The 24,830-nt window shown below is 71.5% G+C and carries 20 protein-coding genes; 14 read left to right on the top strand and 6 right to left on the bottom strand.

All coding sequences use genetic code 11. The features are described from left to right. The first annotated feature begins 2 nt into the window (after positions 1-2). The 8 genes from ACIBVL_RS04725 to ACIBVL_RS04690 all read left to right on the top strand — a co-directional run bounded on the left by ACIBVL_RS04725 (position 3) and on the right by ACIBVL_RS04690 (position 8,429). Entirely contained in the window at positions 3-977 is a 975-nt protein-coding gene (locus ACIBVL_RS04725; RefSeq protein WP_399091672.1) for a 5-dehydro-4-deoxyglucarate dehydratase, read from the top strand. Continuing rightward, positions 974-2,263: a glucarate dehydratase family protein gene (locus tag ACIBVL_RS04720; protein WP_399091670.1), complete on the top strand. Its 1,290-nt coding sequence runs from the start codon at positions 974-976 to the stop codon at positions 2,261-2,263. Before ACIBVL_RS04725 ends, ACIBVL_RS04720 begins: the two co-directional genes overlap by 4 nt. Before the next feature lie 174 nt (positions 2,264-2,437). Then, positions 2,438-3,571, top strand: a complete 1,134-nt coding sequence (locus tag ACIBVL_RS04715; RefSeq protein ID WP_399091667.1) for a carbohydrate kinase family protein — start codon at positions 2,438-2,440, stop codon at positions 3,569-3,571. A 125-nt stretch (positions 3,572-3,696) separates the two neighbouring features. Further along, positions 3,697-4,770, top strand: coding sequence for a PhoH family protein (locus ACIBVL_RS04710; RefSeq protein ID WP_399091664.1), 1,074 nt, complete (start codon positions 3,697-3,699; stop codon positions 4,768-4,770). Positions 4,771-4,783: 13 nt separating this feature from the next. After that, positions 4,784-5,281, top strand: coding sequence for an rRNA maturation RNase YbeY (gene ybeY / locus ACIBVL_RS04705; RefSeq protein ID WP_399091661.1), 498 nt, complete (start codon positions 4,784-4,786; stop codon positions 5,279-5,281). After that, complete coding sequence (locus tag ACIBVL_RS04700; RefSeq protein WP_399091658.1) at positions 5,278-6,585, top strand: hemolysin family protein; 1,308 nt, start codon at positions 5,278-5,280, stop codon at positions 6,583-6,585. The genes ybeY and ACIBVL_RS04700 overlap by 4 nt, the downstream gene beginning before the upstream one ends. After that, complete coding sequence (locus ACIBVL_RS04695; RefSeq protein WP_399091655.1) at positions 6,582-6,941, top strand: MmcQ/YjbR family DNA-binding protein; 360 nt, start codon at positions 6,582-6,584, stop codon at positions 6,939-6,941. The genes ACIBVL_RS04700 and ACIBVL_RS04695 overlap by 4 nt, the downstream gene beginning before the upstream one ends. Before the next feature lie 105 nt (positions 6,942-7,046). Continuing rightward, positions 7,047-8,429, top strand: coding sequence for an SMI1/KNR4 family protein (locus ACIBVL_RS04690; protein WP_399091652.1), 1,383 nt, complete (start codon positions 7,047-7,049; stop codon positions 8,427-8,429). Between the two features lie 4 nt (positions 8,430-8,433). On the opposite strand, the gene ACIBVL_RS04685 is transcribed toward ACIBVL_RS04690, so the two are convergent. Beyond that, positions 8,434-9,855 carry an MFS transporter gene (locus ACIBVL_RS04685; protein WP_399091649.1) on the bottom strand — a complete coding sequence of 474 codons (1,422 nt, stop codon included), beginning with the start codon at positions 9,853-9,855 and terminating at the stop codon, positions 8,434-8,436. A 156-nt stretch (positions 9,856-10,011) separates the two neighbouring features. Between ACIBVL_RS04685 and ACIBVL_RS04680 the strand changes: the two genes are divergently transcribed. The 5 genes from ACIBVL_RS04680 (at position 10,012) to ACIBVL_RS04660 (ending at position 14,518) form a co-directional block, all read left to right on the top strand. After that, entirely contained in the window at positions 10,012-10,830 is an 819-nt protein-coding gene (locus ACIBVL_RS04680) for a helix-turn-helix transcriptional regulator (RefSeq protein WP_399092067.1), read from the top strand. A gap of 49 nt (positions 10,831-10,879) precedes the next feature. Continuing rightward, positions 10,880-11,233 carry a cytidine deaminase gene (locus ACIBVL_RS04675; protein WP_399091646.1) on the top strand — a complete coding sequence of 118 codons (354 nt, stop codon included), beginning with the start codon at positions 10,880-10,882 and terminating at the stop codon, positions 11,231-11,233. A 198-nt stretch (positions 11,234-11,431) separates the two neighbouring features. Continuing rightward, on the top strand, positions 11,432-11,908 hold the full coding sequence (locus tag ACIBVL_RS04670) for a hypothetical protein (RefSeq protein WP_399091643.1): 477 nt from the start codon (positions 11,432-11,434) through the stop codon (positions 11,906-11,908). Positions 11,909-12,080: 172 nt separating this feature from the next. After that, positions 12,081-13,421 (top strand): beta-xylosidase, encoded by a 1,341-nt coding sequence (locus tag ACIBVL_RS04665; protein WP_399091640.1) that lies wholly within the window; start codon positions 12,081-12,083, stop codon positions 13,419-13,421. Between the two features lie 98 nt (positions 13,422-13,519). Continuing rightward, positions 13,520-14,518: a WxL protein peptidoglycan domain-containing protein gene (locus ACIBVL_RS04660; protein WP_399091637.1), complete on the top strand. Its 999-nt coding sequence runs from the start codon at positions 13,520-13,522 to the stop codon at positions 14,516-14,518. On the opposite strand, the gene ACIBVL_RS04655 is transcribed toward ACIBVL_RS04660, so the two are convergent. Both ACIBVL_RS04655 and ACIBVL_RS04650 read right to left on the bottom strand, forming a co-directional pair. Further along, positions 14,515-14,853: a P-II family nitrogen regulator gene (locus tag ACIBVL_RS04655; RefSeq protein ID WP_399091634.1), complete on the bottom strand. Its 339-nt coding sequence runs from the start codon at positions 14,851-14,853 to the stop codon at positions 14,515-14,517. The two genes, ACIBVL_RS04660 and ACIBVL_RS04655, sit on opposite strands and share 4 nt — an antisense overlap. Continuing rightward, entirely contained in the window at positions 14,850-16,223 is a 1,374-nt protein-coding gene (locus tag ACIBVL_RS04650) for an ammonium transporter (RefSeq protein WP_399091631.1), read from the bottom strand. The genes ACIBVL_RS04655 and ACIBVL_RS04650 overlap by 4 nt, the downstream gene beginning before the upstream one ends. Positions 16,224-16,336: 113 nt before the next feature. Between ACIBVL_RS04650 and era the strand changes: the two genes are divergently transcribed. Continuing rightward, the gene (gene era, locus ACIBVL_RS04645) at positions 16,337-17,290 is read left to right on the top strand and encodes a GTPase Era (RefSeq protein ID WP_399091628.1); all 954 of its coding nucleotides are present in this window, start codon (positions 16,337-16,339) and stop codon (positions 17,288-17,290) included. Positions 17,291-17,311: 21 nt separating this feature from the next. Here the strand turns inward: era and ACIBVL_RS04640 are convergent, their stop codons facing one another. Genes ACIBVL_RS04640 through ACIBVL_RS04630 form a run of 3 tightly spaced genes read right to left on the bottom strand, consistent with a single transcriptional unit; the run spans position 17,312 to position 24,830 of the window. After that, positions 17,312-18,274 carry a hypothetical protein gene (locus ACIBVL_RS04640; RefSeq protein WP_399091625.1) on the bottom strand — a complete coding sequence of 321 codons (963 nt, stop codon included), beginning with the start codon at positions 18,272-18,274 and terminating at the stop codon, positions 17,312-17,314. Beyond that, a complete protein-coding gene (locus ACIBVL_RS04635; RefSeq protein ID WP_399091622.1) occupies positions 18,274-23,406 on the bottom strand; it encodes a tetratricopeptide repeat protein in 5,133 nt (1,710 codons plus the stop codon). The genes ACIBVL_RS04640 and ACIBVL_RS04635 overlap by 1 nt, the downstream gene beginning before the upstream one ends. Then, on the bottom strand, positions 23,403-24,830 hold the full coding sequence (locus ACIBVL_RS04630; RefSeq protein ID WP_399091619.1) for an esterase/lipase family protein: 1,428 nt from the start codon (positions 24,828-24,830) through the stop codon (positions 23,403-23,405). Before ACIBVL_RS04630 ends, ACIBVL_RS04635 begins: the two co-directional genes overlap by 4 nt.

The following is a 24,830-nucleotide window of genomic DNA, read 5'->3' as shown; positions in this document are numbered from 1 at the left end:
GGTTGAGCCTCGAGACGGACACGGCCCGGAGACTGCGGGAGGGCATGGCAAGAGGAGTGCTGTCGTTCCCGCTCACGAGCTTCCGCGAGGACGGCTCACTCGACCCCGAGGGCTTCCGCGCCCACATCGCCGCCCAGCTCGCCACCGCACCCGGCGCCGTCTTCCCGGCCTGCGGCACCGGCGAGTTCTTCTCCCTGGACGAGGACGAATACCGGCAGGTCGTCTCGATCGCCGTGACGGAGGCGGCCAAGGGGGTCCCTCCACGCGAGGGTGTTCCCGCGTGGGGGAAGGTGCCCGTGGTCGCCGGCATCGGTTACGGCTGGGCCCAGGCCGTCCGGTTCGCCCGCATCGCCGAGGAGGCCGGCGCCGACGCCCTCCTCGTCCTCCCGCACTACCTCGTCGCCGCCCCGCAGGACGGCCTCGTCGCCCAGCTGGAGCAGATCGCCGCCCGCACCCGGCTCCCGCTCATCGCCTACCAGCGCGGCCAAGTCGCCTTCACCGCCGAGTCGTTGAAGCGCATCGCGCGCATCCCGACCGTCATCGGCCTCAAGGACGGCCACAGCGACCTCGACCGCCTCCAGCGCCTCACCCTCGCCGCCCCGGAGGGCTTCCTCTTCTTCAACGGCGCCGCCACCGCCGAGATCCAGGCCCGCGCCTACGCCGCCGTCGGCGTCCCCGCCTACTCCTCCGCCGTCCACGCCTTCGCCCCCGAGATCGCGAACGCCTTCTTCACCGCGCTGCGGGACGGCGACGGCGGCACGGTCGACAAGCTGCTGCGCGACTTCTACGTCCCGCTCGTCGAACTCCGCGACCGGGTGCCCGGATACGCCGTGTCCCTGGTGAAGGCGGCGGCCCGGCTGCGGGGCCGCCCGGTGGGAGGCGTCCGCGCCCCGCTCACCGACCCGGGGGCCGCGGACCTGGCCGACCTCACCACCCTGCTCGCCACCGGACTCGACCTCGTTGGAGCCACCCTGTGAACCTCGCCGTCACGGACGTACGGCTGACGCCGATCCTGGTCGCCGACCCGCCCCTGCTCAACACCCAGGGCGTGCACCAGCCGTACACCCCCCGGCTGATCGTGGAGGTGGAGACCGCCGACGGGACCACGGGCGTCGGCGAGACGTACGGCGACACCAAGTACCTGGAGCTGGCACGGCCCTTCGCGCGGAAGCTGATCGGCCGTCACGTCAGCGACCTCAACGGGCTGTTCCTCGTCGCCGACGAGGTGGCCGTCGACAGCTCCCGGGTCTCCGGCCAGGTCGACGTCGGCGGGCTGCGCGGCGTCCAGACCGCCGACAAGCTGCGGCTGTCCGTCGTCTCCGCCTTCGAGGTCGCCTGCCTCGACGCCCTCGGCAAGACGCTCGGGCTGCCCGTGCACGCGCTGCTCGGCGGCAAGGTACGCGACGCGGTCGAGTACAGCGCCTACCTCTTCTACAGGTGGGCCGGCCACCCCGAGGGCGTGGCCGGCGAGAGGGACGACTGGGGCGCCGCCGTCGACCCGGCCGGGATCGTCGAGCAGGCGCGGCGCTTCAAGGAGCGGTACGGCTTCACCTCCTTCAAGCTCAAGGGCGGTGTCTTCCCGCCGGAGGAGGAGATCGCCGCCGTACGGGCGCTCGCGCAGGCCTTTCCCGGGCACCCCCTGCGCCTGGACCCCAACGGGGCCTGGAGTGTGGAGACTTCGCTGAACGTGGCGAAGGAACTCGGGGACGTCCTCGAATACCTGGAGGACCCCGCGCTCGGCACCCCGGCCATGGCCGAGGTGGCCGCCGGCACCGACGTGCCGCTCGCCACCAACATGTGCGTGACGACGTTCGCCGAGATCAAGGAGGCGTTCACGCGCGGGGCCGTACAGGTCGTCCTCTCCGATCACCACTACTGGGGCGGACTGCGCAACACCCAGCAACTCGCCGCCATCTGCCGGACCTTCGGCGTCGCGGTGTCCATGCACTCCAACACCCACCTGGGCGTCTCACTGGCCGCGATGACCCACGTCGCCTCGACCGTCCCCGACCTCCACCACGCCTGCGACTCGCACTACCCCTGGCAGTCGGAGGACGTCCTCACCGAACGCCTCACCTTCGACGACGGCAAGGTCGCCGTCCCGGACGCGCCGGGTCTCGGCGTCGAGCTCGACCGCGACAAGCTGGCGTTCCTGCACCGCCGCTGGCTCGACGACGACGGTGCGCTGAAGGACCGCGACGACGCGGCCGCGATGCGCGTCACCGACCCCGACTGGGTCACCCCGGCCGTCCCCCGCTGGTAGTCAGGGGTCCTGCCGGCCGGGCCCGGTGCCCGCGGCAGAGTTCTTCGGGGGGCCCGCGCCGGTCAGGACCGGCGCGGGCCCCGCCGCGCGCTCCTGTTTCCGAAGTGACGAGCGGCGGGGTGTCCGTGGCGTGGTGCACACTGGCCAGATCAGCACCACGTCAGGGAGCGCACCGTGACCCCGTCCACCCCGTCCACCGGAGAGGGACACCACCGTCGGACCGGCCAGGCCGCCCTGGTCGACCCCTTGGGCGCTCGGCGGGCCCCCGGCGACCCGCCCTGGGACGTCTATCTCACCGGCACCGTCTTCCTCGACATCATCTTCACCGGGCTCGACTCCGCCCCGGTGCGCGGCACCGAGTCCTGGGCGCGCGGCATGGGGTCCAGCCCCGGCGGTGTCGCCAACATGGCCACCGCCCTGGCCCGCCTGGGCCTGAGGACCTCCCTGGCCGCGGCCTTCGGCGACGACCACTACGGCGAGTACTGCTGGGACGCCCTGGAGCAGGGCGAGGGCATCGATCTGGCCGCCTCCCGCACGGTCCCCGGCTGGCACTCGCCCGTCACCGTCTCCATGGCCTACGAGGGCGAGCGGACCATGGTCTCCCACGGCCACGAACCGCCACCGGAGGAACCGGCCCCCCAACACGCGCCGTACGCCCGCGCCGCCGTCGCCTCCCTCACCCCCGGCCGGCGCGCCCCCTGGATCGCCCAGGCCGCGAGCCGTGGCACCCGTATCTTCGCCGACGTCGGCTGGGACGACACCGGCGCCTGGGACCTGGCCGGCCTCGCCGACCTGGAGCACTGCGAGGCTTTCCTGCCGAACGCGGAGGAGGCCATGCGCTACACCCGCGCCGACTGCCCCCGCGCCGCGGCCCAGGCCCTCACCGAGCACGTACCGCTCGCGGTCGTGACCCTCGGGGCGGAGGGCGCGTACGCGGTGGACCGGCGGACCGGCGAGAGCGCCGAGGTGCCGGCGATCGCGGTCGAGGCACTCGACCCGACCGGCGCCGGTGACGTCTTCGTGGCCGGCTTCGTCACCGGCACCCTCGCCGGCTGGCCGCTCGCCGACCGCCTCGCCTTCGCCGGCCTCACGGCGGCGCTGTCGGTCCAGGAGTTCGGCGGTTCCCTCTCCGCCCCCGGCTGGTGCGAGATCGCGGCCTGGTGGCGCAGGGTGCAGTCGGTCGACGGCCAGGACCCGGAGGCACTGCGCCGGTACGCGTTCCTTCAGGCCCTGCTCCCACCCGAGGAGACCACGCCCTGGCCGCTGCGCCGCGCGGTCCCGACGATCGGTTTCGGCCGCTCGGCGTGACCGTGCCGGTATGAGGAAAAGTCCTACGGCGTTGTCAGTGCCCTGGCGTACTCTTGAAATCGCCAGGCCGCCCTTGTGGCAGGCGAGACGCATCCGGGAGGACGTAGAGGCCTTCGGGCCGGCCTATGACTGAGACACCCACAGCTCAGACCCCCGCGCAGGGGGAGGCGAGAGCACAGTTCACTGTCCCCGCCCAGCACCCCATGGTGACCGTGCTGGGGTCCGGCGACTCCCTCCTGCGCGTGATCGAGACGGCCTTCCCGGCGGCCGACATCCACGTCCGGGGCAATGAGATCAGCGCGGTCGGCGACGCACGGGAAGTCGCCCTCATCCAGCGCCTGTTCGACGAGATGATGCTGGTGCTCCGCACCGGGCAGCCGATGACGGAGGACGCAGTGGAACGCTCGATCGCCATGCTGCGGGCGAGTGAGAACGGGACGAGTGACGGCCAGGAGACCCCGGCCGAGGTACTGACGCAGAACATCCTGTCCTCGCGCGGCCGCACCATCAGACCGAAGACCCTCAACCAGAAGCGGTACGTCGACGCGATCGACAAGCACACGATCGTCTTCGGCATCGGCCCCGCGGGCACCGGCAAGACCTACCTCGCCATGGCGAAGGCCGTTCAGGCCCTCCAGTCCAAGCAGGTCAACCGCATCATCCTCACCCGCCCGGCGGTCGAGGCCGGCGAGCGCCTCGGCTTCCTTCCCGGCACCCTCTACGAGAAGATCGACCCCTACCTGCGTCCGCTCTACGACGCCCTGCACGACATGCTCGACCCCGACTCGATCCCGAGGCTCATGGCCGCGGGCACGATCGAGGTCGCGCCCCTGGCGTACATGAGGGGGCGTACGCTCAACGACGCCTTCATCATTCTGGACGAGGCCCAGAACACCAGCCCCGAGCAGATGAAGATGTTCCTCACCCGCCTCGGCTTCGACTCGAAGATCGTGATCACGGGTGACGTGACCCAGGTCGACCTGCCGAACGGCACGAAGTCGGGTCTGCGTCAGGTCCAGGACATCCTGGAGGGCCTCGACGACGTCCACTTCTCCCGCCTGTCGTCCCAGGACGTCGTACGTCACAAGCTGGTCGGCCGTATCGTCGACGCGTACGAGGAGTACGACAACAAGCACGGCACCGAGAACGGCACCCACAAGGGCGGCCGGGGCAGGCAGTCCGGGCACAAGGGGAAGTAGACAGAGCAGCACCATGTCGATCGACGTCAACAACGAGTCCGGAACCGAGGTCGACGAGCAGGCGATCCTCGACATCGCCCGCTACGCGCTCGCACGGATGCGCATCCACCCCCTCTCCGAGCTCTCGGTGATCGTCGTGGACGCCGACGCCATGGAGCAGCTGCACATCCAGTGGATGGACCTGCCCGGGCCGACCGATGTCATGTCCTTCCCCATGGATGAGCTGCGGCCGCCCTCGAAGGACGACGACGAGCCCCCGCAGGGGCTGCTGGGCGACATCGTGCTCTGCCCGGAGGTCGCCGCCAAGCAGGGCGCGGACGCCCCGACGCAGCACTCCATGGACGAGGAACTGCAGCTCCTCACCGTCCACGGCGTGCTGCACCTGCTCGGCTACGACCACGAGGAGCCCGACGAGAAGGCCGAGATGTTCGGCCTGCAGGCGGCCATCGTGGACGGCTGGCGTGCGGAGAAGGGCCTGACCGGCCCGTCTCCGGCCCCAACCGTGTCATGAGCCCGACTCTCGTCACCGGCGCGATCGCCCTGGTCGTCGTCGCGTGGCTCGCCGCCTGCGCGGAGGCGGGCCTCGCGCGCGTCTCCAGCTTCCGCGCCGAGGAGGCCGTACGGTCCGGCAGGCGCGGCAGCGCCAAACTCGCGCAGATCGCCGCCGACCCGACCCGGTATCTGAATGTCGCCCTGCTGGTCCGCGTGGCGTGCGAGATGGCGGCCGCCGCGCTGGTCACCTACGCCTGCCTGCAGGAGATCGACGGCACGGCCCCGGCCCTGCTGGCCGCGATCGGCGTGATGGTCCTGGTCTCGTACGTCGCCGTAGGGGTCTCCCCGCGCACCATCGGCCGCCAGCACCCGCTGAACACCGCGACGGCGGCGGCGTACATCCTGCTGCCGCTGGCGCGGATCATGGGCCCGATCCCGTATCTGCTCATCCTCATCGGCAACGCGCTGACGCCGGGCAAGGGCTTCCGCCGCGGCCCCTTCGCCTCCGAGGCGGAGCTGCGGGCCCTGGTCGACCTCGCCGAGAAGGAATCGCTGATCGAGGACGAGGAGCGCCGTATGGTGCACTCGGTCTTCGAGCTGGGCGACACCCTGGTGCGGGAGGTCATGGTCCCGAGGACCGACCTGGTGGTGATCGAGCGGTACAAGACGATCCGCCAGGCCCTCACCCTCGCCCTGCGCTCCGGCTTCTCGCGGATACCCGTGACCGGGGAGAGCGAGGACGACATCGTCGGGATCGTGTACCTGAAGGACCTGGTCCGCAAGACGCACATCAGCCGCGACGCCGAGTCCGACCTGGTGTCGACGGCCATGCGGCCCGCCGCCTTCGTCCCCGACACCAAGAACGCCGGTGATCTGCTGCGCGAGATGCAGCAGGAGCGCAACCACGTCGCCGTCGTCATCGACGAGTACGGCGGCACGGCCGGCATCGTCACCATCGAGGACATCCTCGAGGAGATCGTCGGTGAGATCACCGACGAGTACGACCGTGAGCTCCCGCCGGTGGAGGAGCTGGGCGACGACCGCCACCGGGTCACCGCCCGCCTCGACATCACCGACCTCGGCGAGCTGTACGGCCTGGAGGAGTACGACGACGAGGACGTGGAGACCGTCGGCGGGCTGCTGGCCAAGGCCCTGGGGCGGGTCCCCATCGCCGGGGCGTCGTCCGTCGTCGACCTTCCCGACGGCCGGGCACTGCGGCTGACCGCCGAGGCCGCGGCCGGTCGCCGGAACAAGATCGTGACGGTGCTGGTGGAGCCGGTGGCGGAACCGGCGGACCCGACGGAGGAGGAGAAGCCCGAGTGACCCCTCAGGAGCTGCGCCACTTCTGTCTGTCCTTCAACGCGGCGACGGAGGACTTCCCGTTCCGTCCGGAGATCTCGGTCTTCAAGGTCCTGGGCAAGATGTTCGCCCTGACGACCCTGGACGCGAAGCCCCTGACGGTGAACCTCAAGTGCGACCCCGAGGACGCGGTCCGGCTGCGCGCCGACCACCCGGATCTGATCGCCCCCGGTTACCACATGAACAAGCGGCACTGGAACACGGTGACGGTCGACGGCGAGCTCCCCGACCGGCTGGTCCGGGAACTGATCGAGGACTCGTACGACCTGGTGGTGGCCGGTCTGCCGCGTGCGGAGCGGCTGCGGCTCGACCGGCCCTGAGACGGCCTGGCCGGGAGCGGCCGGAGTGACGGATCACCGGCCGCTCGCGCTGTCCATGATGATCACCTTTCGCCGGCGAGCGCCGGACCGACCTCGGAGGCCACCGTGTCCTCGCTCCACGACTTCGCGACCTGGGAGCCGCTGCTGAGGCTCGTGCGGGCGGGCAACGCGGAGACCTTCGCCGTGCCGGGCGGCCATGTCGTGGGGCGGATCGGCCGGCGCGCGTGGAGCGTGCCCGTGCGACGGATGCCCCCGCAGCCCGGACGGGCCCTCCGGGCCGAGGACATGCGGGCCGAGTTCGACGCGGTGAGCCGGGTGCAGCGCGCGCTCGCGGACAGTGGCGCCGACGGCGTCCCGTTCATGGTGGAGATCGCGCCGGCCGGGGCCGCCACGCTCCACCTCTTCGACCCCAACCCCGCCGTCGAGCCCGGCATCGGCGGTCCGCACCCGGGTGCGCTCGTCCTGGTGGAGGACGCCGTCCCCGAGCCCTGGCGCCGCCTGCCCGAGCCGATGCCCGGCGCGGCACCGGCGCCGACGGCGGATCCGGCCGTCCTGGAGCGGACGCTGCGCGAGCGCGTCCCCGACGCCATCGGCGCGACCGAGGAGGAGATCGCCGCCGCCGAGGCCCGTCTCGGTGTCGTGCTGCCCGACGAGCTCAAGGCGCTGTACCGGGTGACGCGGGCGCGGTGGGAGGACTGGGGCGACGACCACGAGGCCGCCGAGCGTGCCCGCACGGCGGTCGGTCTGGAGCTCTTCCCCCTGGACGAGGTGTACCTCGCCGATGTGGCGTCCCGCCCGTGCCCCTGGCGGTTCGGGGCGAAGGAGGCGGTCGTCACCCCGCCCGACGCGGCGGTGCAGGGGCTGGTCGGCTCGCCCGGCTGGATCGCCTTCGGCGACAACGGCGGCGGCGACCGGATCGCGGTCGACCTGACGCCGGGCCCGCGCGGGCACGTGGGGCAGATCATCATCCTCAGCCACGAGGAGAACATCGGCGCGGGCCTGGTCGCGGACTCCCTCACCGATCTGGTGCTGAGGGGGCGCGAGAAGGGGCGCGGCCGAGGTCGGGGGGCGCACTCGCCCGCGGTGGCCTGGGTCAACCGCGCGAGTCTGCAGAGCGTCGAGGCCGCCGCCCACCCCGGGCTGGAGGCCCTGTCCCTCGGCGTGTGGGAGGGGGAGCCGTTCAGCCTCGCCCCCGTCGTCGGGCTGCCCCGGCTGCGCACCCTTCAGGCCTGCCGCGGCACCCTCGCCGACCCGCTGGAGATCGCCGCGCTGACCGGCCTGGAGTACCTCGAACTCGCGCCCGAGGACTGGCGGGTCCTCCTCGACGCCGGGGCCGTTCCGCGCAGCCTGTCGGCGGCCGGCATCGAGGCACGCCACGACCGGCACCCCCTCCCGGTCGTGGCCCTCGCCAACGAACTCCTCGCCCTCTGGGACCGCCCGCCGATCACGCGGACGGTCCTCGAAGGCGACCTCGGGACCGAGGGATAGGTCCTCAGGCGGTACGGCGATCCCGCAGCCCCAGTCCCACCAGCACCGCCGCCGCCAGCACGATCCCCGAGTCCAGGGCCAGCACCGTGTGCACGCCGGACAGCAGGTCGTCCGAGGTCGTGGCCAGGACGCCGAGGAGCGGGATGCCCACGGTGAGGCCGATCTGCTGGGTCGAGGTGACCAGGCCGGTGGCCAGCCCCTGTTCGGCGTCGGGGACGCCGGAGGTGACCGTCAGGCCGTAGGAGACGATCGCGCCCAGGTGGCACATGCTGGCCAGCGAGACGGCGGCCGTGGCGAGCCAGACGGACCAGGTGTGGGCGTTCAGGCCCAGCAGGGCGGCGACCAGGGCTCCCTGGCCGGCGAGGGAGCCGACGAGGGTGCGGCGGGCGCCGTAGCGGCCGATGACTTTCGGGGCGAAGGTGCCCGCGACCGCCGACAGCACGCCCTGGACGCCGAAGACCAGGCCCGTCTCGAAGGCCGACAGGCGCAGCGTCTCCTGGAGGTAGAGGGTCAGGACGAAGACGACCGTCGACATCATCGAGAAAGTGATCAGACCGCCCAGGTTGCCCCAGGCCACCGTGCGGCGGCGGAGCATGGCGAGCGAGACCAGGGGTGCCCGGGTGCGGGACTCCACCGCGACGAAGGCGGTCAGCAGCAGCACGCCCGCGACCAGGGTCGCGATCACGTCCGTGCGGTGGAAGCCGTGGTCGGCGGCCGTCGACAGGGCGTAGATCAGGGAGAGCAGACCGCCGGTGACCGTCACCGCGCCGGGGACGTCCAGACGCGGGCGCTCGGGGGTACGGGACTCGGGCAGCAGGGCGGGGGCCAGGGGCAGCACGATCACGGCGAAGACGGTGAGCAGGCCCATCGTGGAGCGCCAGCCGAGGGTGTCGGTGAGGACGCCGCCGGCCACCATGCCGACCGTGAAGCCCAGGGAGAGCAGGGTGCCCGAGATGCCCAGGGCGCGGTCGCGGGCCCGGCCCTCCGGGAAGGTCGTGGTCAGCAGGGACATGCCGGCCGGTACGATCGCCGCCGCGCTCAGGCCCTGCAGGGCCCGTCCGGCGAGGAAGGAGGCCGGGTCCCAGGCGAAGGTGGCCAGGAGCGAGGCCGCCGCGAACAGGGCCAGACCGGTCAGGAACAGCTTGCGGCGTCCGTAGAGGTCGCCGACGCGGCCGAAGAGGAGCAGGAAGCCGCCGGAGGGGAGCGCGAAGGCGGTGACCGCCCACTGGAGGGCGGACTGGCTCATGCCGAGGTCGGCGCCGAGGACGGGCAGGGCCACGTTCAGGACGGAGAAGTCGAGCGCGACCATGAACTGGGCCGCGCACAGGACGAAGAGGACGAGTCGGTCGCGCGTCGACAGCCGGGGCGTGTCGGGCGTCTCTCGTGCCGGGGAGGCGGTGGTCCGGGTGGTGGTGTCGATCGCCATGGCAGGAGCTTCCGGCCGTCGGAATACCCGTGGGGAGTCGGAACTTATGGTGGTGGTGACACCACCAGATACGGCCAGGGGGAGCGGCACGTGCCGGAAGGCGGAACGAGGGACGCGCTGAAGAGCCGTCGGCTGAGCGAACTGCGCGAGTTCCTGATGAGCAGGCGGGCCCGGGTGAGTCCGGCCGAGGCAGGGCTGCCGGACGGCGGGGCGCGGCGGCGCACACCGGGGCTGCGGCGCGAGGAGGTCGCCGTGCTCGCCGGTGTGGGCGCCTCCTGGTACCAGTGGCTGGAGCAGGGGCGGGACATCTCCGTCTCCCCGCAGGTCCTGGACTCCGTCGCCCGGGTGCTACGGCTCAGCAACGCCGAGCGGCGCCACCTCTATGTCCTCGCCGGGCTGAACCCGCCCGCGCCCGAACCGGCGCCGGACCACGGCTGCGAGGGGCTGCGGCGGCTGATCGACGCGTGGATGCCGTTCCCGGCGCACATCATGGACCGGTACTACAACTGCGTGATCTACAACGAGGCCGCGGGCTGGGTGCTCGGCATGCGGCCGGGCACCACCCAGAACTGCCTCGTCGACTTCTTCACCGACCCGCTGTACCGGTCCCGTACGAAGAGCTGGGAGCAGAACGCCCGCACGGTCGTCGCGCAGTTCCGGGCCGCCTGCTCGGCCTGCCCCGACGACGAGGGGTTCCAGGCGGTGCTCGCGGAGCTGCGGGAGACGGCCGGCCCGGAGTTCGCCCGGCTGTGGGACGAGCGGGACATCCAGGACGCGGGGGTGGTCCGCAAGGAGCTCGACCATCCGCTGGTCGGGCTGTTGTGTGTGGAGAGTACGGCGATGAAGGTGCCGGCCCGGCCGGATCTGACGATCGTGCTGCACACGCCGTTGGACGAGGCGCACACCGCGGCGAAGCTGGAGTGGCTGGCCTCGCCGGAGGGGCGGCGGGGCGCGATGTACCCGGTGGCGGGGTGAGCGGGGACCCATGGCGGGACGAGCGGGCGGTTCTTCGTATGCTCGGGGCATGACCGACAGCAACGCGCTCGACCCCGAGGACCGCAAGATCGTCACCCTGGCCCGTTCCGCGCGGGCCCGCAACGGTGTGCCCGAGGGTGCCGCCGTACGGGACGAGACGGGACGTACGTATGTCGCCGGGACGGTCGACCTGCCCTCGCTGAAGCTGAGCGCGCTGCGCACGGCGGTGGCGATGGCGGTGGCGTCGGGGGCGAAGTCGCTGGAGGCGGCGGCGGTGGTCACCTCGTCGGAGGGAGCCGCCGAGGACGATCTGGCCGCCGTACGGGATCTCGGCGGACCGGGGACGCCGGTGCTGTTGGCCGCGCCGGACGGGACGGTTCGACTGACCGTTTCCGCGGGCTGAGGGATCTCGTCCGGACAAAAAGCCACCGGCTCCAACTAGGCCGGTTTTCAACCTTGCCGTCCCCCCACCCTCCCGCGTCAATGGGACCGTATCTTCCGACGGACCGTCAGATTCACTCCCCACCGGGCCTGGTGACCGCACCCACCGTCCCGTTGTGGCCGTCCGTCTCCCCACATCCGGGAAGGAGCCGGAACTCCCATGAGAGGCAAGCGAATCGGATCAGGTGCGGCACTGCTGGCGGGGGCCCTCGCGGTCACCGGGCTGGCACTCGCGCCCTCAGCCGCCGCCGTCACCCCGACGACGGCGACCATCACCGCCAACTGCGGTCTGTTCGGCGGCGGAGCCGCCACCCTCACGGCCACCCAGAGCGGGACCTCGGCCACCATCACGCTCAAGTCAAGCGCGATCACCACGCCACTCACCATCAACCAGAACTCCATCGCCTCCACGCTCACGATGGCGAACTCCACAGGACCCAACCGGGTCTTCAGCGGCTCGGTGAACCCCGCCATGCCCGCCGGCAGCTCGATCACCGTCGGCCCGCTCAACGGGACCGTGGCCTCCGGTGACAAGCTGGACTTCTACGGCGGCTCCCTGAAGATGGTCGTCTTCGGGATCACCGTCACCTGTACGGCGAGCGCCCCGCAGTCGCCCGGACCGTTCGTGTTCAACTGATAGCGGTTGGGAACAGCGCCAACGGGCCGTCAGTTTCTTTGCGGGACAGGGAAGCTGACGGTCCATCAGTTCATTTGGCCGTGTCCATTGACTTCTCGCGCGATCCGCACATCAATGCCCCCTGTCGGCGCAGAAGAGCCGCTGCGCCCGCACCCTGGAGGAGGGGGCAGTCATGGGTTCACCCCGAACTTCCCGAAAATCCCGAGGTTCCCGAAGACGGCGCTGGGCCTCGCTGCTCGGGGCGACCGCGCTCGCGGTCACCGCCGGCGGGGCGCTGGCCGCTCCGGCCGGCGCCGCGAGCAACGTGGACTTCGCGACGCACTGCATCCCGCCGGCGATCGCGGGTCTCCCGCCGATCGACGGCACCACCACCGCGAAGATCACGGTGGACAACACCAGCCCGAAGGTCGGCGACACCGTCACCGTGACCTACACGGTGGTCGCGGCCGCCGCCAGCAACCCCACCGCGATCGACCTGCCGGCCGACATCATGACGCCGACGGGCAAGGTCACCCTGGGCGGCGCGCAGACCGGCGACGTCACCGTCGCGGGCCCGCGCAAGAACGACCCGGTGCCGGGCCACGCCGCCTTCCCGTCGTTCTCGATGACCGGCACGTTCACGGTCACCTCGCCCGGCGCGATCACCCTCTCGCCCGGCGACTACAACATCCACACCAGCTACCTCCTGGAACTGGACACCGTCTGCACGGTGACCAACCCGCCCGCCCCGGTGTCGGAGACGGTCACCGCGGCCGCCAACCCGCCGGCCAACACCCGTTCCATCAGCCTGGGTTCGGCCTCCGGCAGCCCGGGTGACCCGGTCGCGTTCACCGGCAGCGGCTTCACCCCGGGCGCGACGGTCACCGTGGCCGGCCGGTCCGGATCCGACGAGACCGCGGACAGGACCACCGTCACCGCGGACTCCTCGGGCGGCATCTCCGGCTCGCTCGTCGTCAACGACCTCACCACGAGCGGGTTGGTGGCGTACGAGGGCGGCAGCTGGAGCTCGGACCTCGGGGCCGGACCCGTCGCGTACATCGTCATCGACGACACGCCCGTACCCGAGGGCAGTCAGAAGCTGACGACGACCGTGAAGGCGGGCACCCTGTCGATGTCCCAGGCCGGGGACGCCGTGGCGATGTCCGCGGTGGACTTCGGCTCCGGCGACGCCTCGACCGGGGACCTCAACGCGGTGACGGTCAAGGACTACCGCGGCGGACCCGCGGGCTGGTCCCTGACCGGCAAGGTCACCGACTTCAGCGGACCCGGCGCCAAGATCGACGCCGGCAAGCTGAGCTGGACGCCCGCGTGCACCACCAAGGCGGGCAGCCCGAGCACCTGTCAGGCCGGGTCGGCCGGAGTCGTGGGCAGCGCCGGGGCGACCCTGGCGTCCGCACCGGACGGCACGCTCACCGGCGGAGAGTTCACCGCGAACGCCGGACTCTCCCTCCACGTACCGGCGTTCACGACCCCGGGCAGCTACGCCGGCGTCCTGACGCTCACGCTCACCTGACCCACCGTCCGTTCTCCCGGTGGCCGGGCGCCCGCCCCACAGGTCCGCACCCGCCCGACCACCCCGCCCTTCACATCCGTTCGCGGGGGTCCGCACCCATGCGCAAGCCGTACGCCCTCCTCCTGCCGATCCTGCCGATGCTGCTGTCACTGCTGTGGGCGTCACCCGCCCGCGCCGCCGACAACGGCAGCTGGTCCGTCTACCCCGTTGCCTCGGCCGTCGCCGCACGGCCGTACTTCTACGTCTCCGCAGACCCCGGGCAGACGATCGAGGACAAGGTCGTCGTCGCCAACAAGACGGACAAGCCCCTCACCTTCCGGCTCTACGCCGCCGACGCCTACAACACCGCGCGCGACGGCGGCTTCGCCGTGAAGTCCCCGGGGGAGAGGATGCGGGGCGTGGGCGCGTGGGCCGAGCTGCCGAAGGACCGGGTCACCGTGGCCGGCCACAAGACCGTCACCGTGCCGTTCACCGTCAAGGTGCCCGAGGGCGCGGAGCCCGGCGACCACCCGGGAGCGATCGTCGCGCTCGACGAGCGGATCGACCAGGGCGACGGCGCGGTCGCGCTCGGCGTGCAACGGGCGGTCGGCGCCCGGGTCTACCTCTCGGTCGGCGGCCCCACCCTTCCCGCCCTCGCCGTCGAGAACGTCCACATCAGCCACCACCAGCCCCTCGTCCCCGGCCTCGGCGACAGCACGGCGACGATCTCCTACACCCTGCACAACACGGGGAACGTCACCCTCGAACCGAAGGTGCGGCTGACGGCGAGCGGCCTGTTCGGCCGCGCGCTCCTGACCCGCGACCTGAAGAAGATCCCCTCCCAGCTGCTCCCCGGCCAGCGCGTCCACCTCACCGAACGCTGGAGCGGCGCCCCCCAGCTCGACTGGGCGGACGTGAAACTGACGGCGACCGCCAAGGACACGAAGGAGTCGGCGACGGCGTCGTTCGTGGCGGTGCCGTGGCTGGTGGTGGGGACAGTGGTGGTCGGGATCGCGGGAGGGGTGTGGTTCCTGATCAGGCGGCGCCGCGACCCCCTGGCGGCGCGACCGGCCCCCACACACCCGCAGCCGAAAATCGGCCAGACCAGCGGAGCCTAGAGCGCGTCCGGCCCTCGCTCACCGGTCCGCACCCGTACGACGGTCTCGACGGGCAACGCCCACACCTTCCCGTCCCCGATCTTCCCGGTCCGCGCGGCCCCCACGATCGCGTCGATCACGGCGTCGGACTCCGCGTCCTCGACGACGACCTCGATACGCACCTTCGGCACGAGATCGACCTGGTACTCGGCACCCCGGTACACCTCGGTGTGGCCGCGCTGGCGGCCGTACCCGCTGGCCTCGGTCACGGTCAGGCCGTGGACCCCGAGTTCCTGAAGAGCGGTCTTCACCTCGTCGAGGCGGTACGGCTTGACGATCGCGGTGATGAGCTTCATGCCTGCGGCTTGACCTTCTGGGCGGAGGGGAGGACGGAGTGGGCGACCGGGGCGCCATGGCCCAGGACGCCGTGATCGTATGCGGTCTCGGCGTGAACCGTAAGGTCCAGGCCGGTGTGCTCCTGGTCCGCGTCCGCCCGGAAGCCGATCGTGCGGTCGAGCAGCTTGCCGATGCCGTACGTCACACCGAAGGCGTACGCCGCCACGACCACCACGGCCACCAGCTGCCTGCCGAGCTGGGCGAGCCCGCCGCCGTACAGAAGACCCTCCGCGCCCCCGGTCATCGACTCGACCGCGAAGACACCGATCAGGAGGGTGCCGATGACACCGCCTACCAGGTGGACGCCGACGACGTCGAGCGAGTCGTCGTAGTCCAGCCTGAACTTCCAGCTCACGGCGTACGAGCAGACGACACCGGCGGCGAGGCCGACGACCAGGGCACCGAGGAGGGAGACCGAGCCGCACGAGGGCGTGATCGCGACCAGACCGGCGACGGCGCCGGAGGCCGCGCCCAGGGTGGTGGGGTGGCCGTCGCGCTTCTGCTCGACGAAGAGCCAGCCGAGCAGACCGGTGCAGCCGGCGGCGAGGGTGTTGAGGAAGGCCGCGGCGGCGAGGCCGTTGGCGCCGAGGGCGGAGCCCGCGTTGAAGCCGAACCAGCCGAACCAGAGCAGACCCGCGCCCAGCATCACCATGGGCAGGTTGTGCGGACGCATCGCGTCCTTCTTGAAGCCGAGGCGGGGCCCGAGGACCAGGCACAACGCCAGTCCGGAGGCGCCGGAGGTGATCTCGACCGGGAGACCGCCCGCGAAATCGAGAGCGCCGAGCCCGTTCAGGATCCAGCCGCCCGGGCCCCACACCCAGTGGGTGACGGGAACGTATACGAGCAGCGCCCAGACGGGGACGAAGACCAGCCATGCGCCGAACTTCGCGCGGTCGGCGATCGCGCCGCTGACCAGGGCCGCCGTGATGATCGCGAAGGTGAGCTGGAAGGTGGCGAAGAGGAGGGTGGGGACGGTGCCCTGGACGCTGTCCGGTCCGAGGCCCGCCATCCCGGCGTGCTCGAGCCCCCCGATCAGCCCGCCGCCGATGTCGTCGCCGAAGGCCAGGGAGTAGCCGGCCGCCAGCCACACCACCGTGACCAACGCGATCGACACGAAGCTCATCATCAGCATGTTGAGGACGCTCTTCGTGCGGACCATGCCGCCGTAGAACAGGGCCAGGCCCGGGGTCATCAGCAGGACGAGGGCGGTCGCGGCGAGCAGCCAGGCGGTGTCGCCGGTGTTCACGTGCGCGGCGGCGAGAGGCGTCACGGTGTCTCCATCGGTGCGAGGGCTCGTCAGAGAGTCACCGGCGTGCGTTTCCAGTCGCATACGGATGTGTTTCCGCGACGTTTCGTTGCGTGGAGGTTTCCGGGAGCTCACCACGGAAGGTTCTGCCGCTCGTGTGTGCGGCGGGGCTCGATGGATCAGGGAGAATGGGGGCCATGAGCGTTCGTAACCAGTCATCCGAGCAGCCGGCCGGGACCCTTCACCGTGCCGGCTTCGCCTGCTTCGTGGGCCGCCCCAACGCGGGCAAGTCCACCCTCACGAACGCTCTGGTGGGGAAGAAGGTGGCGATCACCTCCAACCGGCCGCAGACGACCCGGCACACGGTCCGGGGCATCGTGCACCGGCCCGACGCCCAGCTGATCCTCGTCGACACCCCGGGTCTGCACAAACCGCGCACGCTGCTCGGCGAGCGCCTCAACGACGTGGTCCGCACCACCTGGGCGGAGGTCGACGTGATCGGCTTCTGTCTGCCGGCCAACGAGAAGCTGGGCCCCGGCGACCGGTTCATCGCCAAGGAGCTCGCCGGGATCAAGCGGACCCCGAAGGTCGCGGTCGTCACCAAGACCGACCTCGTGGACCCCAAGGCGCTCGCCGAGCAGCTCATCGCGATCGACCAGCTGGGCAAGGAGCTGGGCATCGAGTGGGCGGAGATCGTCCCGGTCTCGGCGGTGGGCGACAAGCAGGTGGAACTGCTGGCCGACCTGCTGGTCCCCATGCTCCCGGAGAGCCCCGCCCTGTACCCCGAGGGCGACCTGACGGACGAGCCCGAGCAGGTGATGGTCGCCGAGCTGATCCGCGAGGCCGCCCTGGAGGGCGTCCGCGACGAACTGCCGCACTCCATCGCCGTGGTCGTCGAGGAGATGCTCCCCCGCGAGGACCGTCCCGCCGACAAGCCGCTCCTCGACATCCACGCCAACATCTACATCGAGCGCCCCAGCCAGAAGGGCATCATCATCGGCCCGAAGGGCCGCCGCCTGAAGGACGTGGGCATCAAGTCCCGCAAACAGATCGAGGCGCTGCTCGGCACCCCGGTCTTCCTGGACCTCCACGTCAAGGTCGCGAAGGACTGGCAGCGCGACCCGAAGCAGCTGCGGAAGCTGGGCTTCTAGGGCCGAACGACAGGCCCTGGGTCACACCGCGCGTGGTGACGGTGCCGGTGCGGTCAGCTGGCCCGTGGCGGTGAGGGCCAGGCGGGAGAACAGCTGGCCGGAGAATCCGAAGAGCAGGGCGACGGCCAGGGCGATTGGGCGTTCGGGGGCGCCCCACGAGTTCTCCAGGAACACCTGACCGAGGAGGTTGAGGTCGGGGTCGGCGAGCATCCGCACGAGCAGCAGGCCCCCGACCGCGGCCAGCGCACCGCCGACCGGCGCGAGGACGAGCACGCCCCAGGACGACGGACGCTGCGAGCGCATCACCCCCACGACCGGCGACAGAAAGCCGCCCAGCGCGCCCAGCAGCATCGTCTCCCGGTGGTCGAGCACCCTGCCGATCAGCAGGATCGCGAACAGCCCGGTCAGCGCCAGCCACAGCGCGACGCGCTGCTGGTCGTAGTCCCGCTCGGCCGCGCTGTCCTCGAGCTCGTGCACGCGCTGCGCGGCGGCGAGCACAAGAGCCCGGGCCTCGGCCGAACGCGGGTCGGCGGCGGCCTCGGCGGCGAGCTTCGCGGCCAGCTCCGCGTCACCCGCATCGCTCGACGCGGCGAGCTGGATCAGCAGCACCTCCCGCTGGGCGAGGACCTCGTCGGGCGGTTCGACACCGAGAAGCCGACGCTCCGAGGCATGCAGCGCCCGCCAGGCCGCGGCGAGCTTCGACAAGGGGATCGCGATCACCCCGTACCGGGAACTCAGCCGCCACACCACCGTGCCACCCAGCTCCAGAGCATCCAGTCGGCCCGCCACGGCGGCGACCACCGCCTTCTCCGGCGAATCGTCGCCACGGGCCGCGGCCAGGCACTCCACCCGGGACCGGCAGTCCCGCAGCCGCGCCTGCAGCAGCCGATAGCGGGGGGCGGCTATCAGCCCTCGGCTGGTGATGTACACGATCAACAGATAGCAGACACAGACCAGTTCCAGTCCCCAACTGCCGACTCGCATCAGGCTTCCCCCTGTTGTGTCGCGATGCGTGAATGATCGCCCATCGCCGCACGGAGGACGAGACTCAGCTCGACGGCCCGGTCCGGGCGGGCGGCGATCAGGGTGGCGATCTCGGAGGCGGCTTGGTGGCGCTCCTCCGCGGTGGGCTCCCGTTGCCGGGCCGCGGTGGTGAGGACGGCCTCGGGGGTCGGCTCTTCGGTGCCGACGGGTTCGTCCGCCAGAGCCCGCGCGGCCAGTCGGTGTACGGCGGAGGCCCAAGGCGCCCCGGAGACGAGCTCCTCGATCACAGCGAGTAGGCCCAGTGTTTCGTGATGCGCGGCGCTCACCGCCTCGCGCAGACCCGCGTGAAGCGCCTGCGGGTCCATGACCGGTCCGTAGGCGGACGCGACTCCGTCCCGGGCCGCCAGCGTCAGGATGGCGCGGTGGATACGGAACAGCCGCTCCATGCCGGGTTCGGAGCTGCTCGCGGCGGCCAGGTCCAGGGCGGTGTCCGGAGCGAGGAGGTCTTCGGCATGCGCTGTCAGGTGCGCTGCCGAGTTCGCCCAGTCGGTTCCTCCGGCGCTGCTGTAAAGCCACTGGACGAGGGCCTCCCGCACGACCAGCGGACGATACGCCGCGTCGATCGGGGTTCCGGCCGCTATGTGTCGCAGCAGATCCCTGTGAAGGTCGGCGGTCGTGTCGATCAGCGTCCATTGGCCGAGCGCCAGGAGGGCTTCACCGCCGAGCAGGTCGGGGTGGGCGTGCAGAAAGACGCGGGAATCCTCCCAGGTCGGGGTGTCGAGCCAGGAAGCCGTCAACTCCAGCGCCGCCTCTGTGACGTCCAGCCATTGCCGTGCCCCGTCCCCGTCGCCGCACAGGCGCAACACGGTCGCCCGCTGCTCGGGGTGCGAACGCACCACCTGGCGCAGGAACCCGCGTGACCGGAGGACGATGCGCGCGCCGACGCCGGCGTCGGCCGGGGGCTGGACGGCGAGCGGACACAGGGTGTGCACGGCTGCTTCGTGGGCTTCGACACTCAAGAGGAATTCGGCGAGCCGGCAGGAGAACTGCGCGGCGACGAGCGGTCGGTCGCTGAACGCGTCGATGGCCTCTCGATAGCTCTGCTCGGCCGCTTCCTCCTGTCCGCCCTCCGTCAGCCGGCGCGCGAGGTTGTCGAGTGACTCGCCGAACTCGGGGAGGTGGGCCACAGGGTTGTCGCGGGCGAGCTCGCGCCGGATGCCGACGGCTTCCCGAGCCGCTGCCAGGGCTTCGTCCCGCCGCCCGACTCCGGCGAAGTGGACTCCGATGTTGTTGAGTGCCATGGCGAGGCCGGAAAGGAAGCCTTCGGGGTTGGCCCGGCAGAGGTCGCGGTAGAGACGGACGGCTTCCTCGGCGGGTGGTACGGCTTCCTCACGTTGCCCGACCGCTGCCAGATGCTTGGCGAGATTGCTGAGTGCCAGGGCGAGGTTGGGGAGATAGGCGGCCGGGGTTTCGCGGGCGAGTTCGCGGCGGAGGCGGACAGCCTCCCGGGCCGGTTCCAGGGCTTCGTCCGGTCGTCCCGCCTCTGCCAGCGCCATGGCGACGTTGTTGAGCACCATGGCGAGGTCGGGTGTATGCGCCGCAGGGTTCTCCTGAGCGAGGTCGCGGTAGAGAGCGGCAGCCTCCTGGGCCAGTTCCAGGGCTCTGTCCCACTGCTCGACCGCACCCAGGCGGAGGGCGAGTGTGTTGAGCGAGTCCGCCAGGTCGGGGGTGTGGATCGCGGGGTTGTCACGGACGAGTCGGCGGCGGATGTCGAGGGCCTCCTGGGCCGCTTTCACGGCTTCGGCGTGCCGCCCGACCTTCGACAGCCGCAAGGCGAGGGTTTCGAGTGAGCTCGCCAGGTCGCGGGTGTGGGCTGTGGGGTTCTGCCGGGCGAGCTCGCGGCGGATACCGAGAGCCTCCTCGGCCAGGCCGACGGCTTCCTTGTGTTGCCCCACCTCCCCGAGTCGCAGGGCGAGGTTGTTCAGTGAGATCGCCAGCCCGCGTGTGTGGATCTCGGGGTTGTCGCGGGCGAGTTCGCGGCGGATGCGGACGGCTTCCTGGGCGGGCTCCACGGCTTCCTGCCGCCGCCCGACCGCCGCCAGCCGCAGGGAGAGGTTGTTGAGTGAGTTCCCCAGACCGGGTGTGTGGGCTTCGGGGTCGTCGCGGGCGAGTTCGCGGCGGATGCGGACGGCTTCCTGGGCGGGCTCCACGGCTTCCTGCCGCCGCCCGACCGCGCGGAGCCGATTGGAAAGGTTGCTGAGAGCCATCGCCAGCTTGGGGCGGTGGATACTCGGACTGTCCTGGGCGAGTTCGCGGTAGAGGGACACGGCCTGTTGGGCCGGAATCACAGCTTCCGCCACCTGTCCGATCTCTGCCCGATGCGCCGCGAGGTTGAGGAGTGACGCCGCCCGGTTGGGCAGATGGACGCCGGAGTCGGGGTGGGTGAACTCGTCGAAGAGGGAGGCGGCTTCCTCCATGGCCTGTGCGCCTTCCTCCCACCGCCCCGCTTCCGACAACTGTCTGGCGAGGTTGTTGAGTGAGGCTGCCAGGTAGGGAAGGCGGGTGGCCGGGCTGTCGAGGGCGAGTCCGCGATGCAGCGAGGTGGCTTCTTCGACCGCTGCCAGAGCCTCGTCCCGACGTCCGACGTCCGACAGCCGACTGGACAGGTTGTTGAGCGAGACCGCCAGATCGGCGAGGTGGGCCTCGGGGTTGTCGCGGGCGAGCCGACGGCGAAGGTCCACGGCTTGCCGTGCCGGTTCCACGGCTTCCTTCGGTCGTCCGGCCCCGCCCAGATGCATGGCGAGGTTGTTGAGCGAGTCGGCGAGGTCGGCGAGGTGGGCGGCAGGATCGGACTCGGCGAGTTCGCGGTGGATGCCAACGGCTTCGTCGGCCAGTTCGACCACGTCGAAGGGGAGCTCGGCCTCTTTGCAGAGCACGGATAGGTCGTTCAACGCCGACGCGAGGACGTGCATGTACGCCGGGGCGTTCGCCTCGACGAGTTGCCGGAGTACGGCGATGCCGACGTTCGTCGCCGGCAGCGCGTGATCCGCGAGATGCCGCCGCAGATAGGGGTTCGCTTCCTGCGGATGCGCCCCGTTCCCGGTCTGCCTCAGGACCAGCGCGGCGAGCTCATGGATGACGGTCCACGGAGCGGGTGTCCTGCCCTCCGCCACGTCGCTCGCCCCGCGTCTTTGCAGATGACCGACAAGCTCCCGGTGATAGAGCCGGTACACGGCCTGCTGCCCGTCGCTGTCCTCCACGATGTACCGGCCGTAGTGCAGCAGGACCCAGTCGATGTCCTCGGGCCCATACGTCGTGCCGTCATGACTCACGGCCTTCGCCACGGTCTCCCACACACCGTGCGCGGGCATGCCGTTGCCCGCCCCCCAGGCCAGTGCCGTCAGGAGATCGTCCGCCGCGTGCGGCAACAGGTGGCCGTCGCGGTGCAGTGCCGCGCCGGAGGCGAGGTCGCGGTCGAAGGCGTCGGTGATGCCCTCCGGGATCAGCTCGCGCCAGGGCCGGTCGGGGTCCGCGGTGAGATGGCGGGCGAGGGAGGAGGCCACGACACGGGCGAAGAGGAAGCCGCCGTTGCCGCCGATGGCCCGCAGGGCCAGCACCGGCGCGATGTCGTCGGCCGTTGCCCTGGACACGCCGTCGGCCACCAGTCGGCTGCGTACGTACACGGCGATGTCCCCGGCCGTGTCCTCCTCCTCGTCCAGATCCAGCACGCGCACTGTGGACCCGACGGTACGGGTCAGAGCCGCGTCGAGGTTTTCCCCCGGCTCGTGGTGGGGCTGGAACGGCCGGTCCCGCGAGGCCAGCAGTACCGTGCACAACCGGCTCAGCGGCACGAGGAGCTGGTCCGCGATGGGGCCCGCCTGCTCCGAGGCCGCCTCGTCCAGGCCGTCGAGCACCAGGACATGGCGTCGCGCGCCCCCCGCCTCCAGGCCCTCCAGCGCGGCGATCAGGCCCGCCGGTGTCTCCGGCGCGGGCAGGCCCAGTTTCTCGGCCAGCGCCTCGGCCATGTCCTGCAGGCGCATGCCCCGCAGGTGCAGTGCCGCGTCGACGCTGTTCTCCCCGGGGTCCGGGTCGTCCTTCGACAACGGGGCGTGGATGAGGACGGCCCGGCGTTCCTCCGGGTGGGAGAGCGCGGCGATACGGCCCGCCACCGCGGACTTTCCCGAGCCCGCGCTGCCGGTCAGCAGCAACAGGCCCGCCCGGCCCTCCGCCAGCCAGTCCGTGATCTCCCGCAGAATCCGGTGGCGCCCGGTGAAGAACCAGCCTTCCTCCGTCGGGTCGATGCCCTTCGCCGCGAGGACCAGGTGCTCCACCAGGGCCTCACGCGCGTTCGGGCGCCACAGGGGGTTGCGGAACATCGGCTCGGGCGTGCCCGCTGAGGCCCGTACCGGAATCTGGCCGCTCTCGGGCCAGTCCTCCATGACGGCCAGGGCGAGGGTCTCGCCGCTGATGCCCTTGTTGCGCACGCTCCACTCGTGCCGGTACCGGCCCCCAGGGAGGGTGCCGTCCCGCGTCGGCCCATGGCGCAGTACCTGCAGCACCGTCTCCAGCAGAAGGCCACGGGCGCCCTCTGCGCGCTCGTGCGCACGACAGGCGGCCAGCACGCCCAGCCAGGCCCTCCGGGGCTCGGGCAGGGTCCTCTTGGCCATCGAGGTGAGGGCTTTCTTCAGGGCTGCGGGGGCGCCCGCTCCCGCGTGGCAGGTGTCGAGGAGGATCAGAATCTGGTCGGCCCGGCCGGACAGTGCCCGGTTGGTGAGGCGCTCGGCGCTGAAGTAGTCCTCGTCGTCGTCGAGGTTCTGCGTCCCACGGGTGATGAGCTGGAGGTCCCCCCCGGCGGTGACCTCGGCGTGTCCGGACCAGGCCACCACCGCTGGGCCGTGCTGCCCCTCGGCCTTCCACTCCGTCGCCCACCGCCCGAGTCCGACGGTCAGCTCGTCCTGGTCCGGGTTGGCGAGGACCAGCGACCGGTAGCCGAAGGGGCTCAACTCGCCCGCCAGGTCCTCGATCTGCTGGACCGCCCCGTCGAGCGGCACGAACCGTCGCGCGTCCTCGTATGCGTCGTACACGACGACCAGGAATGTTCCCTCGTGCCCCGAGACCGCGTCGGCGTTCACCTGTCCTCGCCTTCGTCCCCCACGAGTGCCAGAGCCGTCACCGCGCCGGCCGGGTGGTCCGTCTCCGCGTGGACCGTCACGCAGTACGCCCCCGGGCCGAGGTCCGTGAACTGCCCGCCGTAGCGGCCGCCTCCCAGGTTGCGCAGCGTGCGCTGCGCGCAGAAGCCACCCGGGCCCTTCAGCTGTGCCAGGACGGCCAGTTCGTCCGCTCCCTCACCTGCCAGGGCGGCCTGCGCGTGCACCGGCAGCGGTTCGCCGGCGGCCACCTGGTCGGGGACGCGCACGCTCAACGGGTGGGCAGGCTCGGTGCCCCGCCAGACGCGTGGTGCGGGGGCGAGCCACCCGTACAGCTTCTCCCGCACACCGGCGTGTGACTTGAGGCTGCCATGCAGAGCGAACGAGATCCCGACGGCCTCGCTGTCGAGGGGGACCTCGGCGGGGTAGGCCGCGAACCGTGGCACGCGCCCGTCGCCACCCCCGTCCGCGTCCCCGGTGGTCTCGCACAACCGCAGTCGCTCGCCGTCCAGGGTCGCGGTCGTCGCCGTCGGCTGCCGCACGCCCACCACGGGCAGGCACAGGCGGTCGCTGCCGCCCTGCGCCGCCCGTTGCAAGGCGGCCGTACGGATCTGCGTGTGGAAGCGGTGCGCGTCCCGCAGGAGGCAGGGGTCCACACCGGGCAGGCCGCCCGCGATCTCCCGCGGATACAGCAGTCCCGTAGCGCTCTCGAGGCAGGCGTAGTAGGGCGTGAGCTGGTGCAGGCAGGGAAGGCTGCGGGCGAAGTCCGTCAGGGCGCCGATTCTCGGTCCTCGCCGGCCGACGCGGTGGCCGCTCACCAGGGAGTCCAGCGCCCCGATCGAGCCCCGGTGCGGCGTGCCCAGGGTGATCAGCCTGCGGGTGACCTCCGCGCCGCCCAGGCACTCGACGTAGTAGCGGCCCACCAGGCCGCCCATGGAGTGGCAGATCAGCGCCACGCGTGCGTCCCGGCGCCCGGGTGCGGACGCCTGCCAGCGGCCCAGGGCCTCGTCCACCCGGCGGGCCAGAAGACGTGCGTTGTAGCGGCACGACAGCCGCCAGTCGTAGGCGAACTCCACGAGATTGCCCGGTGCTTCGGACGTCGTACCGTCCAGCGTGAAGGTGTCCGTCAGCCAGGCGAGGAGGCGGTCGTAGCCGGCGATCAGCGGCCACACACCCGGTAACGCGTGCAACGAGCCGAACAGGGCGACCGGTTCGACGCTGTCCCCGGGATGGTCGTCGCCGATGTCCTTCGGAAGGGCCAACTGCTTCACCGAGCTGCCGAACGTTCTGATGGTCCCCCACACCGTTTCCGGCGAAGGCCCCCACACCTCGCGTCCGTCCACCGCCAGGCGGCTGCCCATGATGCCAGGAACGACCACCACCAGGTCCTCGACCGGCTCGCGCTCCAT

Origin of the sequence: Streptomyces sp. NPDC049687 (genome assembly GCF_044465285.1) — a bacterium.
Lineage (GTDB): Bacteria > Actinomycetota > Actinomycetes > Streptomycetales > Streptomycetaceae > Streptomyces.
The sequence above is the reverse complement of the archived record's forward strand: the minus strand, read 5'-3'. Positions and strand labels throughout refer to the sequence as shown.

Excerpts from the sequence above, each read along its gene's own strand:
- ACIBVL_RS04710 (WP_399091664.1), top strand. The coding sequence starts at position 3,697 with ATGACTGAGACACCCACAGCTCAGACCCCCGCGCAGGGGGAGGCGAGA.
- ybeY (WP_399091661.1), top strand. The coding sequence starts at position 4,784 with ATGTCGATCGACGTCAACAACGAGTCCGGAACCGAGGTCGACGAGCAG.
- ACIBVL_RS04700 (WP_399091658.1), top strand. The coding sequence starts at position 5,278 with ATGAGCCCGACTCTCGTCACCGGCGCGATCGCCCTGGTCGTCGTCGCG.
- ACIBVL_RS04685 (WP_399091649.1), bottom strand. The coding sequence starts at position 9,855 with ATGGCGATCGACACCACCACCCGGACCACCGCCTCCCCGGCACGAGAG.
- ACIBVL_RS04680 (WP_399092067.1), top strand. The coding sequence starts at position 10,012 with ATGAGCAGGCGGGCCCGGGTGAGTCCGGCCGAGGCAGGGCTGCCGGAC.
- ACIBVL_RS04675 (WP_399091646.1), top strand. The coding sequence starts at position 10,880 with ATGACCGACAGCAACGCGCTCGACCCCGAGGACCGCAAGATCGTCACC.
- ACIBVL_RS04670 (WP_399091643.1), top strand. The coding sequence starts at position 11,432 with ATGAGAGGCAAGCGAATCGGATCAGGTGCGGCACTGCTGGCGGGGGCC.
- ACIBVL_RS04665 (WP_399091640.1), top strand. The coding sequence starts at position 12,081 with ATGGGTTCACCCCGAACTTCCCGAAAATCCCGAGGTTCCCGAAGACGG.
- ACIBVL_RS04660 (WP_399091637.1), top strand. The coding sequence starts at position 13,520 with ATGCGCAAGCCGTACGCCCTCCTCCTGCCGATCCTGCCGATGCTGCTG.
- ACIBVL_RS04655 (WP_399091634.1), bottom strand. The coding sequence starts at position 14,853 with ATGAAGCTCATCACCGCGATCGTCAAGCCGTACCGCCTCGACGAGGTG.
- ACIBVL_RS04650 (WP_399091631.1), bottom strand. The coding sequence starts at position 16,223 with ATGCGACTGGAAACGCACGCCGGTGACTCTCTGACGAGCCCTCGCACC.
- era (WP_399091628.1), top strand. The coding sequence starts at position 16,337 with ATGAGCGTTCGTAACCAGTCATCCGAGCAGCCGGCCGGGACCCTTCAC.
- ACIBVL_RS04640 (WP_399091625.1), bottom strand. The coding sequence starts at position 18,274 with ATGCGAGTCGGCAGTTGGGGACTGGAACTGGTCTGTGTCTGCTATCTG.
- ACIBVL_RS04630 (WP_399091619.1), bottom strand. The coding sequence starts at position 24,830 with ATGGAGCGCGAGCCGGTCGAGGACCTGGTGGTGGTCGTTCCTGGCATC.